This window comes from Mycolicibacterium pallens (assembly GCF_019456675.1).
Taxonomy (GTDB): Bacteria; Actinomycetota; Actinomycetes; order Mycobacteriales; family Mycobacteriaceae; genus Mycobacterium; species Mycobacterium crocinum.
In genome coordinates this window covers 645452-658922 of record NZ_CP080333.1, presented here as the reverse complement: position 1 = coordinate 658922, position 13471 = coordinate 645452, and the positions used below count along the sequence as shown (strand labels likewise).

Below are 13471 nucleotides of genomic sequence, written 5' to 3'. Positions count from 1 at the left end.
CACGCCAGACTTAGGTGGGTCGATCCCGCCCCATCCGTCACAAGACCTCTTAGGATTGTCTCAGGAAGCGCGCCCGGGTATCCAGGGATAAGGCAGCAGAGAATCCGGACAACAGGGAATGAGGTCCGCGAGCGGTGACCGTTGAGCTGGCGCACCCGTCGACCGAGCCATTGGGCCAACGGTCGACGACCCCGCCCGCACATCCCCGGTGGTGGTTCGTCCGCACCACACCCGGACGGATCCTGACCCTTGGCGTCATCCTCGCCACGCTCGGGATACTCAGCGCCTTCGCCACGTCGACGACGATCACCGACCGGCAGACGCAGCTGACAACTGTCCTCAACCACACTGAGCCGCTGGCCTTCGCCGCCGGCCAGCTCTACACCACCCTGTCGGTGGCCGACGCGGCAGCGGCGACCGCGTTCATCGCCGGTTCGGAGCCCCGCGCGGTGCGGCAGCGCTACGAGCAGGCGATCACCGATGCGGCCGTCGCGGTCACCCGCGCGTCCAGTGGCCTCACCGACGAACCGCTGGTGCAGCTGCTGGGCCGGATCAATGCGCAGCTGGCGGTCTACACCGGCCTGATCGAGACGGCACGAACCAATAACCGGATGGGCAATCCGGTCGGCTCGTCGTATCTGTCCGAGGCGTCGGCGCTGATGCAGCAGCAGATCCTGCCCGACGCGCAGCGGCTGTACGAGCAGACGTCGGCGCGGGTCGATGCCGAGACCACGGCCTCCACCCGCATCCCGGCGCCGGTGATCATGGTCGTCGCGGTGACGCTGCTGTTCGGGGTGTTCGGTCATCGGTGGCTGGCCGACCGCACCAAGCGCCGGGTCAACGTTGGCCTGATCGCCGGCGGTCTGGCGATCGTGATCATGATCATCTGGGTGGGTTCGGCGCTGATCATCTCCACCGCTGGCAGCCGTGCCGCGAAGAACACCGCGGCGGAGTCGCTGAAAACGGTGACTAGTCTGGCGATCACGGCTCAGCAGGCCCGCGCCGACGAGACGCTGTCGCTGATCCGCCGGGGGGACGAAGATCTCCGCAAGCGCTCCTACTACCAACGCGTCGAAGCCATGCACACTCAGCTCGCCGACTACCTCGGCCGCAAGGACGCCATCGCCAAGGACGACCTGGCCAACGCCGACGGGTTGCTGACCAAGTGGCGGCAGGCCGACGAGCGGATCAACGCCTACATCTCGGTCGGCAACTACCAGGCCGCCACCCAGGTGGCGTTGGGCACCGGCGAGGACGACTCGACGCCGGCATTCGACAAGCTGGACGCGGCACTGTCCAGCGGTATCCGGCAGAGCCGCAACCAACTGCGCAACGACATCCTGTCCGCCCGGCGGGTGCTGTCGGGCACCACCGTCGGCGGCGTGGTGCTCTCGGTCGGTGCGGCGATCTCCGTGGCGCTGGGGCTGTGGCCACGGCTTAGCGAGTACCGGTGATCAGGATGCGCAGGCTGCTCTGTGTCGCAGTGGCCGCGGCGACCGTGCTGAGCGGTTGCGGCAAGACCGAATTCATCGGCGCCCCGCCGGTGCCGACATTGGCCCCGCCCACCCCGGCCGGAATGCAGGAGCTCGCCCCGGAGCCGCCGCAGCGCCCGGATCCTTCCGAGAACTCCTGTGACCGCACCGCCAGTCTGAAGCCCTTCCCCACCAAGGCCGAAGCCGACGCGGCGGTCGCCGGTATTCGCGCCCGGGGCAGGCTGATCGTTGGGCTCGACGTCGGCAGCAACCTGTTCTCCTTCCGCGATCCGATCACCGGTGAGATCACCGGGTTCGACGTCGACATCGCCGGTGAGGTGGCCCGCGACATCTTCGGCACCCCGTCGGCGGTGGAGTACCGCATCCTGTCGTCGGCCGACCGGATCACCGCGCTGCAGAACAACACGGTCGACATCGTGGTCAAGACCATGACGATCACCTGTGAGCGCCGCAAGCTGGTCAACTTCTCGACGGCGTATTTCACTGCCTATCAACGGATTCTGGCGCCACGGGAGTCGGCCATCTCGCAAGCCTCCGACCTGTCCGGGCGCCGGGTGTGCGTCGCGAGCGGCACCACGTCACTGGACCGGGTGCGACAGATCGCGCCGCCGCCGATCATCGTGACGGTGGTCAGCTGGGCGGACTGTCTGGTGGCGCTGCAGCAGCGCGAGGTGGACGCGGTCAGCACCGACGATTCCATTCTGGCCGGCCTGGTGGCCCAGGATCCGTACTTGCACATCATCGGACCGAACATGGCCCAGGAGCCCTACGGCATCGGCATCAACCTGACGAACACTGCCCTGGTGCGCTTCGTCAACGGGACACTGGAACGCATTCGCCGTGACGGCACGTGGAACACGTTGTACCGCAAGTGGTTGACGGTCCTCGGGCCCGCGCCCGCTCCCCCGACGCCGAGGTATCTGGACTGATGGCCGCATCGGATCAGCCAGACGTCGACATCGGAACCCAACCGGCGGCGTTCGACGATCTCGCCATGGACTCGACGTCGACGATGAGGCCGATGGCCACTCAGGCCATCTACCGTCCGCAGTTCGAGGACGACGATGACGACTCGGTCGGCAGCGTGGGCACCGAACCGGAGGCGATGCACCACCCCACCGTGGCGCGCAAGCTGTCGCCGACCCGGCGGCTCGGCGGTGGGCTGGTGGAGATCCCGCGGTATCCCGAGATCGATCCGCTAGCCGCATTGATGGTGGATCCCGTTGTCGCCGAATCGAAGCGGTTCTGCTGGAACTGCGGGCGACCGGTCGGCCGCTCGACCGCGGACGGCGAGGGGGCATCGGAGGGTTGGTGCCCGCACTGCAACAGTGCCTATTCGTTCCTGCCGCAGCTGGTTCCCGGGGACATGGTTGCCGACCAATACGAGATCAAGGGCTGTGTGGCGCACGGCGGTCTGGGCTGGGTGTACCTGGCCGTGGACCACAACGTCAACGAGCGACCGGTGGTGCTCAAGGGCCTGGTGCATTCCGGGGACGCCGAGGCGCAGGCGATCGCGATGGCGGAGCGGCAGTTCCTCGCCGAGGTGGTGCACCCGTCGATCGTGAAGATCTTCAACTTCGTCGAGCACCCCGACAAGCACGGCGAGCCGGTCGGCTACATCGTGATGGAGTATGTCGGCGGTAAGTCGCTCAAAGTGCCTAAGGGCGAGAAGCTTCCGGTGTCAGAGGCGATCGCCTTCATGCTCGAGATCCTGCCTGCGCTGGGCTACTTGCATTCGATCGGCTTGTGCTACAACGACCTCAAGCCGGAGAACATCATGGTGACCGAGGAGCAGCTGAAGCTGATCGACCTCGGCGCGGTGTCGCGGATCAACTCGTTCGGTTACCTGTACGGCACACCGGGTTACCAGGCGCCGGAGATCGTGCGGACGGGGCCGACCGTCGCCAGCGACATCTACACGGTGGGCCGCACCCTGGCGGCGTTGACGCTGAACCTGCGAACTCGTAAGGGCCGCTACGTCGATGGCCTCCCCGAAGACGATCCGGTGCTCAAGAAGTACGACTCGTTCGCACGGTTGCTGCGCCGCGCGATCGACCCGGATCCGCGCCGCCGGTTCGCCAGCGCCGAGGAGATGTCCTCGCAGCTGATGGGCGTGCTGCGCGAGGTGGTCGCCGAGGACACCGGTGTGCCCCGACCCGGTCTGTCGAACGTGTTCACCCGCACCAGGGCGGCGTTCGGCGTGGAACTTCTGGTCGCGCACACCGATGTGTACCTCGACGGACTGGCGCACGCCGAGAAGCTGACGGCGGCCGAAATCGTCACCGCGCTACCGGTTCCGCTGGTGGATCCCACCGATATCGCCGCCACCGTCCTCTCGTCGACTGTGCTTTCGCAGCCGGTGCAAACACTGGACTCGCTGCGCGCCGCCCGGCACGGCGTGCTTGACGCCGAAGGCGTCGACCTGACCGAATCGGTTGAGCTGCCGCTGATGGAAGTGCGGGCACTGCTCGACCTGGGTGACGTCGCGAAGGCCAATCGCAAGCTCGACGACCTGGCCGAGCGGGTCGGCTGGCGCTGGCGGCTGATCTGGTTCAAGGCCGTCTCCGAGTTGCTGACCGGTGATTACGATTCGGCGACAAAGCATTTCACCGAGGTACTGGACATCTTCCCGGGCGAGCTGGCACCGAAGTTGGCGTTGGCCGCCACCGCCGAGCTTGCTGCGACCTCGGACGAGCTGCCGTTCTACCGAACGGTGTGGCATACCGACAACAACTCGATCTCGGCCGCGTTCGGTCTGGCCCGGGCGCTGTCGGTCGAGGGCGACCGTGAGGCGGCCGTCCGCACCCTCGACGAAGTCCCCGCCTCCTCACGCCATTTCACCACGGCGCGGTTGACCAGTGCGGTGACCTTGTTGTCTGGGCGGTCAGCGCACGAGCTGTCCGAGGAGCAGATTCGCGACGCCGCGCGCCGGGTGGAGGCACTGCCCGATTCCGAGCCGCGCGTGTTGCAGATCCGCGCGCTGGTGTTGGGTACGGCGATGGACTGGATGAGTGAGAACACCGCCAGTACCAATCACATTCTGGGCTTCCCGTTCACCGAACATGGCCTGCGCCTGGGTGTCGAGGCCTCACTGCGAAGCCTGGCCCGGGTGGCCACCAGCCAGGCGCACCGCTACGCCCTGGTCGACATGGCCAACGACGTACGGCCAACCAGTACGTTCTAGCGCCGGAAACGGTCTCGCAGCTGCGGATCGTTCTCCCACCACAGGGTCGGGCCGGTATCCGCGTCGTCAAGTTCGGCGTCGACCTCGGTGGCCTTCCTTCGCTCGTCGGTGCCGAGCCGGCGCATCAGAACGACCACGAACGGGATGCTCAGCACGTCGCCGAGGAGCCACAGGATGCCCGCCCCGACGGACTGGTCGACGCGGGGGCTCGGTCCCCAATCGCGGTGCAGCGCAGCGTAGTAGTCGACGGCGATGAGCGGCCCCAGCCATAGCACGATGCCGAGCAGACCGTCGGCCAACGACTCGACGACGCTGATGCCGATGGACAGCAGCGGCGAGAAGCGCCGCGGCACGGGGTCGCTCTGCAGCCGGGCGTAGTAGTAGGCGAAGCCGACGAGCACCAGCAGCAGCCGAGTTGCCGCTGCCGGCGGTCCGGTCATCGAGGCGACATACCAGGGGGTCAGGTACAGCAGCCACGGGATGACGAGCATGGCGACCGACGTCGTCACCGGTGAGACCGCGACGCGGACGAGTCTTGTTTCGAGTGCCCGCTGGACGAGCCGGTTGATCGGTGCTGACACCGCGCACAGTGCTGTCACCGGGCGACCCAATGCCAGCAGGAACGGGGCGACGAACAACAGCAGGACGACTTGTAATGCGCGCACCCAGAACAGCACCGGCGCGTACACGCCGATGGCGCTGAAGGTAGCTACCGCCCACACCGCGATGCCCGCGATCAAGCACGACCAGCGAACCACGACTGCTGACGGTAGCCCGATCAGCTTGGGATCAGCTGTGCGCTCAGGGCACAGCTGATTCCAGCCTGGCCGCGAGTTGCTCGAAGGTGGCGATCCAGCCGCCGTGGAACGACTCGAATTCGCTTGTCGGCAGCAGGGAATGCTCGATCGACATCAACGTCTCGTCCGTCCCCACCGGATCGAACGTCACGTTGACGATGCTCGCCCGGGTCGGATCCTCCCAATTCGAGTTGCTCCAGGTGAACCGCAACAGACGTGGGCGATCGATGGTCAGGAACTGCCCGCTGATCAGCACGCTGGTGCCCGAATCGTCAACGTCGAAGCGCACCGTGCCGCCCACGCGCGCCTCGACGGTGACGTCGACGACCCGCACCGGGTTCGGGCACATCCACTCCTCCAGCGCCTCCGGATCAAGCCACTCGTCGAAGACCACCTCGGGCGGAGCGGGCATGACGCGCTGGACAACCACCGTGACCGTCTCGTTCATCGGCTCTGGCCCTTCGTGCGGCGCAGCCGCGCGGCCAGCGCGTCGGCGCGATCAGACCAGAACCGGGTCTGCTCGTCGATCCAATGTTGGGCGGCTCCAAGCCCTTCCGGCCGCAGCGACACCCAGTGCTCGCGCCCGCGCACCTCCCGCTGGATGAGCCCGGCGGACTCGAGCACGCCGATGTGACGAGATACTCCGGCGAATGTCATCGGCAATGGGGCGGCGAGGTCGGTGATCCGCGCATCGCCGCGCCGCAACGCCTCGATCAGGTGGCGGCGCGTTGGGTCGGCCAATGCGGCGTACGTGCGGTCCAAGACTTGATCTTCAACCATCTTGTTGACTATAGCCGCGGAGCGTGGTTCGCTGAAGTCAGATACTCAACAAACTTGTTGAACGTTACCGAGGAGCGCCGATGAAGACCCCCGACATCGTGTCGGCACCGGAGTGGGAAGCCGCTCGCCGCGAAATGCTGGTCAAGGAAAAGGAACTCACGCGCGCCCGCGACGCCCTGGCCGCGCTGCGTCGGCGCATGCCGTGGACGCCTGTCGACAAGCACTACCGGTTCGAGGGCCCGGATGGCGCCGCCAGCCTGCTCGACCTGTTCGGCGGACGTCGCCAACTGATCGTCTACCGGGCATTCCTCGATCCCGGTGTCCACGGTTGGCCCGACCACGGCTGCGTCGGATGCTCCCTGATGGCCGACCACATCGGCAATCTGGCGCACCTCAACGCTCGCGACACCACACTGGTCTACGCATCCCGGGGAACACAGGCCGACATCACCCGCATCAAGGCCAGGATGGGCTGGGACATCCCGTGGTACACGATGGTGCCCGGCCCGGACGGCGCTTTCGACGTCGACTTCGGCGTGGACCAATGGCACGGCACCAACGCCTTCATCCGCGACGGTGACCAGATTTATCGCACCTACTTCATCGACAGCCGCGGCGACGAAATCTTCGTCAACACATGGCATTTCCTCGATATGACCGCATTGGGCCGGCAGGAGACGTGGGAGGACTCACCACAGGGCTATCCGCAGAGCAAGCCCTGCGAATGGTGGGCGTGGCACGACAACTATCCCGAGCACACCCCGTCGCGGTGGTTCGGCGACCCGAACCCGGACGATCCGAACGATCCGCGGCCGCCGCGCTAGATCACGGTCAGGCAGGCCCGCGCGATCGCCAGTTCCTCGTTGGTCGGAATCACCAGCACGGTCGTCGGCGACTTCTCCGCGGAGATTCGGCGCGCACCCCGGGCCGGACTGTCGTTGAGGTGCTCGTCGAGCTCGATCCCGAGCGGCGCCAAACCGGACAGTGCATCCCGGCGCACCCGCGCGTCGTTCTCGCCGACCCCGGCGGTGAACGTCACCACGTCGGTGTGCGCGAGCACCGCGAGATATGCACCGATGTACTTGCGCAACCGGTGGATGTACACGTCGTACGCCAATTGCGCTGCCTCGTCCCCGGATTCGATCCTTTGGTGCACCACCCTGAAGTCGATCTCACCGCTGAGCCCCGACATCCCCGCATGTCGGTTGAGCATGGTCTCGATCTCCTCGACGCGAAGGCCGGCGGTGCGCCACAGATACACCAGCACACCCGGATCGATGTCTCCCGAACGGGTTCCCATCACCAGGCCCTCCATCGGCGTGAGCCCCATCGAGGTGTCCACGGGCCGACCGCCGGCGATCGCCGACGCCGATGCACCGTTGCCCAGATGCAGCACGATCTGATTGAGCGACTCGATCGGGGCCTCGAGGAAATGCGCGGCCTGCTGGCTGACGTACTGGTGCGATGTGCCGTGAAAGCCGTAGCGGCGAATTTGCCAGCGGCTGGCCAGATCCCGGTCGATCGCATACGTCGCCGCCGCAGCGGGCAGGTCGTGGAAGAACGCGGTGTCGAAGACCGCGATGTGCGGCAGGTCAGGAAGCACGCGGCGGGCGACCTGGATGCCCAGGACCGCGGGCGGATTGTGCAGTGGCGCCAGCGGGGCGAGCTCCTGCAGCGTGGCGATCAACGCATCGTCGACGAGGGTCGGCCGGTACAGGTCCTGGCCGCCGTGAACCACCCGGTGCCCGACCGCGACCAGCCCCAGCCCGTCCAAGTCGTCGCCGGCCTCGCGGAACAACTCGAACGCAGTGCGCAGCGCGGCCTCGTGATCGGCGATCGGACCGTCGCGGCGGATCTCGCGACTTCCGAACACCAGCGTCGCGGTCGAGGTTTCCTCGCCGATCCGCTCGACGATTCCATGCGCCAGTGAGGTGGCCGTATCTGGTTGCAGTAGTTGATATTTCAGTGATGATGAACCAGAGTTGAGGACCAGAACGGTATCTGTCATCACTTCCCTTGGGCCTGGATCGCGGTAATCGCGACCGTGTTGACGATGTCCTCGACCAGCGCTCCCCGGGACAGGTCGTTGACGGGCTTGTTGAGCCCCTGCAGCACCGGGCCGATGGCTATCGCGCCGGCACTGCGCTGGACCGCCTTGTAGGTGTTGTTGCCCGTGTTGAGGTCGGGAAAGATCAGCACTGTCGCCCGCCCGGCCACTTCGGAGCCCGGCATCTTGGCCGCCGCAACGGTCGGGTCGACCGCGGCGTCGTATTGAATTGGCCCTTCCACCAACAGCTCCGGCGCCCGTGACCGGACCAACTCGGTGGCAGTCCTGACCTTCTCCACACCGCTACCGCTCCCCGAGTCACCCGTGGAGTACGACAACATGGCAACTCGAGGAACGATCCCGAACTGCGCGGCCGTGCGCGCCGAACTGATCGCGATGTCGGCGAGTTCCTCAGCGGTCGGATCCGGCACGATCGCGCAGTCGCCGTAGGCCAGCACCCGGTCGGACAGGCACATCAAGAAGATGCTCGACACCGTCGAGACATCCGGCTGAGTCTTGATGATCTCGAAGGCCGGCCGCACAGTGTGCGCGGTGGTGTGTGCCGCGCCGGAGACCATCCCGTCGACAATTTCGTTGTGCACCAACATTGTTCCGAAGTACGACACGTCATGCATGATCTCGCGCGCTTGCTCCAGCGTGACGCCCTTCTTCTTACGCAGCTCGGCATACTGTTCGGCGAAATGGTCGCACAGCTCACTGGTCTGCGGATTCAGGACGGTGGCCGCCGTCAAATCGACACCTAATTCCGCTGCGCGCGCGCGTACTTCGGCCTCTTCACCGAGAATGATCAGATCGGCGACGCCCCGCCTCAGCAGTCGCCCGGCGGCCCGCAGGATGCGGTCGTCGTCCCCCTCGGGCAGCACGATCCGCTTCCGGTCGGCTCTGGCGCGCTCCATCAGCTGATAGGTGAACATCTGCGGCGTAGTCACGGTCGGCATGGGAAGGCTCAGCCGGGCCTGCAGCTCGTCGATATCGACGTAGCGCTCCATGAGGGCGATCGCGGTGTCAATCTTGCGCTGCGAGGTGGCGGTGACGCGGCCCCTGGTGCCCGCCACCGCGCTCGCCGTCTCGAACGTGCCGAGCTCGCTGGCGATGATCGGCAACCGTAGACCCAATCCGTTCACCAGTTGCGCGATCGACCCGTGCAGCGGCAGCCCGCCATTGAGGATGATGGCCGACAGCGAGGGAAATCCCTCGGCAGCGTGCGCGCTGGTCACGGCCAGCACCACATCGGAGCGGTCGCCCGGGGTGATCACGGCAACGCCTTCGGTGAGTCTTTCCAGACAGTGCTCGGCGGTCATGCCGGCTACCAGCACCCCCATCACCTCGCGGCCGAGTAGCGAGGAGTCGCCGTGCACGAGAACACCACCGACCGCGTCGCTCAGGTCGGCGACCGTCGGCGCCACCAGAAGCGGTTCCTCGGGCAGTACATAGACTCGAGGCCCCAGGTCTGCGCAAGCGCGGGCCACGGCCTCGAGTTGAGCTGGGTCGGCGCGATTCGCCACCACCGCCGCCGTGTGAGCATGCTGCGCTGCCAACTCAGCCAGACACAGCTCGATGACTTGCGCGACTTCTGCTGGCGTACGGTCGCGGGCGCGGACCGACAGCAGGACAGGGGCACCCAAGTTTGCGGCGATGCGGGCGTTGACGCTCAATTCGGTAGGCGTGGCGACGTCCGTGTAGTCCGATCCGACGATGACCACCGCGTCGCAGCGGTCGGCCACCTCGTGGTACCGGTCGACGATGTCGGCGATCGCGGCGTCGGGATCGGCATGCAGCTGCTCGTAGGTCACCCCGACGCATTCGTCGTACGTCAGGCCGGCGTTGCTATGCGCCAGCAACAACTCCAGGATGTAGTCACGATTCTCTCGTCGGGTGATCGGGCGAAACACGCCTGCCCTCGGCACCATCGCGGTCAGTCGATGCAAGATGCCGAGCGCGACGGTGGACTTGCCGGTGTCGCCTTCGGGGGAGGCGATGTAGATCGACGTGGTGTGGGCGGCGGTCACGACTACAGCTTGTCGCATAGGGGCCGGGGTTCACCGGTTGGCCGCCTCGGGACGGGTCGCTCCAGTGAGATACGACACATTTGACGTTTGAGTCAGCGATGGAACTGATATTTGCTGTATGTGTATACACTGGGATTTTCCCCAGTTAGAGCCCATGTTTTGCTGGCTGATGATCTCTGCGGTACTGGATGGCGCAAATCAAAGTTACGCCGGATAGCCCGCTTCGCGCGCTGAGAGGATCCATGTCAGACACCGATGTGTCGCCGACCGTAGCACTGCCCCGGCCGGTTGCCGACGACGAATTGCCGGACGACATTCCGACTCCCGCACCGGAGCCCCAGGTGGGTCTCGGCGTGTGGGTAAGGGCCGTCGCCGTCGTTCTGTTCTGCGTCGTTGTCTATGCACCAAGTTACGCAGACCACGTGGTCGACGCTTTCGCCGGCTCGCGAGCGGCCTACCTTGTGGTGCTGCCCGTTTTGGCCATTCTGATCGCGACCGGTTATCGCACCGCCTCGCACGGCGTGGGTGACGGAGAATCCGACTGGATCGTCGCTGCGCTGATCGGCATCCTCGGGTTGGCAGCTATCCATTTGCTGGTCGCCCGTATGCCGACGCTTTCGGCGTGGTGGCGTCTGGAATCGCTGTCGGTACTGGTGTGGGCCGTGTGCAGCGTGACGATCCTGTTCGGAATGCGCCAGGTCCTTCAGATGTGGCCGTTGTGGCTATTCCTCACCAGCTTTGCCACACCAGTCCCCTATCTTGCGGCCACGGCAGCCCTGGGCGGGACACCAACTGACGCTGGATTGCCGGCTGCCGCAATAGGCGCCACAGCGGTATACCTTGCTACGCGTGGCATTCCGCCGCAGCGGCGACTGCTGGCCGCGGCCGTCAGTTTCGCAGCGGGCGCCGTGCTGGCGTTGAGTTGCGCCGAGTGGTTTCTGCCAATGGTGATCGTCGCCGCCGGCGTCGTTCCCGTCCTCGTGGTCATCGGTACCCGACTTGCACCCACTCGCGAGATCTCGCCCACCACGGACCGGCCGATCGGCGACGGCATACCACACCGCTCCGCACGGACGTTGGGGTTCCTCGCCAGTGTCACTGCAATATTGGCCGCCGCGGGACTGCACAGCCCAGAGCCGTCGGTGTTGCGATCTATGCCTCGAGACTGGGCGGCGAGCAGCGACCTCAAGCCCGTCGAATCCTTCGATTTCGCCACTAGATTCGCCGGACCCGGTGCCACGCTGATCCGGTATGCCGTGCCGGCTGCACAGGGCATGCCGTCGGCCGCGGTAGACGTTCTGTCCACACCGAATAAGGCTGTGCTCGAGGACCTTTCCGATGTGGTCTGGTATCCGAGCGCCCGGCCGGTGAACTATCGGGCGGTCGCGTTCTCCGCTTCGATACCGGCCGGTGCCCGGTCTTTGCAGAGTGACGCCGACAAGGCCGCAGATGCCAGCGGTCGCGACTGGTACGCGTTGACCTGGAATCAGCGCTCCGGCGCCGTCTTCCAACAGATCACCGTCATCGTCAGCCAATCGCTGGCCGATGACCAGGCTCCGCCCGCACCCCAGGCGCCTGATCTGCTTGACGACTCCGTGGGGTCGTGGCTGTGGATGTCGCGCCAGCAGCCTCAAGGTGTCGAACATGTCGACCCACTGGTGAAGAACCGGGCGATCGCTCTGGCTGCCGCCATCAACGGCGTTGCTGGCACACCGTCGTCGGGAAGCAAGCACAGCAATGACTGACACCTACCAACCCGTAACCCTGGAGCCACGGTTCTCGGCCCGGAACCTGATCGGTCCGCGCTTCCTGCTGGCCTTCGGCGTCATGGCGGCAGCGCTCGTCGTCATCGCGGTCATAGCGCCGTCGGTGGAGGCACCCATACTGACCGGACTCGTCGCGGCGTTCTATCTCGCCTCCAGCATCGATCGGAACTATCTTCTGCTGCGCGGGATTCGAACGTCAGGAATGATGACGGTTACCGACGAAGAGGCATTGGCGCTCACCGACGACGAACTCCCGACGTACACCGTCTTGTTGCCTGTCTATGACGAGCCGTCCATCGTCGCAAATTTGCTCAACGGCGTTGGTCGCCTGGACTACCCCAGAGACAAACTGGAAATCTTGCTTCTGGTCGAGGAAGACGATCTGCCGACCCAGATGGCGCTGCTCGAAGCCAACCTCTCCTCGGTCACGGTGGTCATCGTTCCGCACAGCATGCCGAAGACGAAGCCAAAGGCATGCAATTATGGCATGACAGCACCGGGAGATCGCGGTGAGCTGATGACCATCTATGACGCTGAGGACATCCCCGACCCGCTCCAGTTGCGCCGAGCTGTCGTAGCGTTTCGGCGTACGCCCGCCGATGTCGGATGCCTCCAGGCCCGGCTCGGCTATTTCAACGAGCGACAAAACTTGCTGACCCGGTTCTTTTCCTTGGAATATGACCAGTGGTTCGGCGTGGTGCTGCCGGCCGTGGAGGAAGCCCGCTGTGTGGTGCCACTCGGCGGCACCTCCAACCACATGCGCACCGCGGTCTGGCGCGAGATCGGCGGCTGGGACGAGTACAACGTCACCGAGGATGCCGATCTGGGTGTCCGGCTGGCGCGGTACGGTTACCGAACCCGAATTCTGGACTCGGTGACCTTGGAAGAGGCCAACTCCGATGTGGTGAATTGGATTCGACAGCGCTCGCGCTGGTACAAGGGCTACCTGCAGACGATGCTTGTTCACCTGCGCAATCCCGCCGCCCTGCGTAGGGACATTGGCCTGAAGGGCATGTGGCGCTTCATCAACATGACCGGTGGCGTGCCGCTCACCGCGGCATGCAATCTGCTGTTCTGGTTCATCCTTGCGACATGGATGTTGGGCCGGCCGCACGCCGTGGAAGTGATCTTCCCCCCGATCACCTACTACGTTTGTCTGACCTTGCTGCTGATCGGCGCCCCCATGTCGATCTTCGTCGGCTTCATTGCTGCTCAGGCGCTGGGCAAACCCCACCTATGGTGGGCCGCTGCCCTGGTCCCACTGTATTGGTGACCGCGCTCACTGAAATTCCCCACTGACGCTCACTGAAATTCCCCACCCGTGTGGCTCCGCCGAGAAGGGCGGGCCTCCTTCGATGCTGCTGGTGTCTGACG

At 65.5% G+C, this 13471-nt stretch carries 11 protein-coding genes; 6 read left to right on the top strand and 5 right to left on the bottom strand.

Annotated elements, in window-relative coordinates; translation table 11 throughout:
- Positions 1-134: 134 nt before the first annotated feature.
- Genes glnX through K0O64_RS02980 form a run of 3 tightly spaced genes read left to right on the top strand, consistent with a single transcriptional unit; the run spans position 135 to position 4677 of the window.
- Positions 135-1454: a protein kinase G-activating protein GlnX gene (glnX, locus tag K0O64_RS02990; RefSeq protein WP_071947828.1), complete on the top strand. Its 1320-nt coding sequence runs from the start codon at positions 135-137 to the stop codon at positions 1452-1454.
- 5 nt (positions 1455-1459) lie between these two features.
- Complete coding sequence (locus tag K0O64_RS02985; protein ID WP_071947829.1) at positions 1460-2422, top strand: glutamate ABC transporter substrate-binding protein; 963 nt, start codon at positions 1460-1462, stop codon at positions 2420-2422.
- Positions 2422-4677, top strand: coding sequence for a serine/threonine-protein kinase PknG (locus K0O64_RS02980; RefSeq protein WP_071947830.1), 2256 nt, complete (start codon positions 2422-2424; stop codon positions 4675-4677). Before K0O64_RS02985 ends, K0O64_RS02980 begins: the two co-directional genes overlap by 1 nt.
- On the opposite strand, the gene K0O64_RS02975 is transcribed toward K0O64_RS02980, so the two are convergent.
- From K0O64_RS02975 to K0O64_RS02965, 3 genes are read right to left on the bottom strand one after another with little or no spacing between them, the layout of a single operon-like run.
- Positions 4674-5435: a cytochrome c oxidase assembly protein gene (locus tag K0O64_RS02975; RefSeq protein WP_071947831.1), complete on the bottom strand. Its 762-nt coding sequence runs from the start codon at positions 5433-5435 to the stop codon at positions 4674-4676. The genes K0O64_RS02980 and K0O64_RS02975 overlap by 4 nt on opposite strands.
- Positions 5436-5478: 43 nt before the next feature.
- Complete coding sequence (locus K0O64_RS02970; RefSeq protein WP_071947832.1) at positions 5479-5922, bottom strand: SRPBCC family protein; 444 nt, start codon at positions 5920-5922, stop codon at positions 5479-5481.
- Positions 5919-6254 carry an ArsR/SmtB family transcription factor gene (locus tag K0O64_RS02965; RefSeq protein WP_071947833.1) on the bottom strand — a complete coding sequence of 112 codons (336 nt, stop codon included), beginning with the start codon at positions 6252-6254 and terminating at the stop codon, positions 5919-5921. Before K0O64_RS02965 ends, K0O64_RS02970 begins: the two co-directional genes overlap by 4 nt.
- 80 nt (positions 6255-6334) lie before the next feature.
- Here K0O64_RS02965 and K0O64_RS02960 point away from each other — a divergent pair, with 80 nt between their 5' ends.
- A complete protein-coding gene (locus tag K0O64_RS02960; RefSeq protein WP_071947834.1) occupies positions 6335-7078 on the top strand; it encodes a DUF899 domain-containing protein in 744 nt (247 codons plus the stop codon).
- Here K0O64_RS02960 and K0O64_RS02955 read toward each other — a convergent pair.
- Together K0O64_RS02955 and pta are read right to left on the bottom strand one after the other, a co-directional pair.
- Positions 7075-8262 carry an acetate kinase gene (locus K0O64_RS02955; RefSeq protein WP_071947835.1) on the bottom strand — a complete coding sequence of 396 codons (1188 nt, stop codon included), beginning with the start codon at positions 8260-8262 and terminating at the stop codon, positions 7075-7077. The genes K0O64_RS02960 and K0O64_RS02955 overlap by 4 nt on opposite strands.
- Positions 8262-10331, bottom strand: coding sequence for a phosphate acetyltransferase (gene pta, locus K0O64_RS02950; protein ID WP_232248109.1), 2070 nt, complete (start codon positions 10329-10331; stop codon positions 8262-8264). The genes K0O64_RS02955 and pta overlap by 1 nt, the downstream gene beginning before the upstream one ends.
- A gap of 242 nt (positions 10332-10573) precedes the next feature.
- Between pta and K0O64_RS02945 the strand changes: the two genes are divergently transcribed.
- Positions 10574-12076 carry a hypothetical protein gene (locus tag K0O64_RS02945; RefSeq protein ID WP_071947837.1) on the top strand — a complete coding sequence of 501 codons (1503 nt, stop codon included), beginning with the start codon at positions 10574-10576 and terminating at the stop codon, positions 12074-12076.
- Entirely contained in the window at positions 12069-13370 is a 1302-nt protein-coding gene (locus tag K0O64_RS02940) for a glycosyltransferase family 2 protein (protein ID WP_083542734.1), read from the top strand. Before K0O64_RS02945 ends, K0O64_RS02940 begins: the two co-directional genes overlap by 8 nt.
- Positions 13371-13471 lie beyond the last annotated feature (101 nt).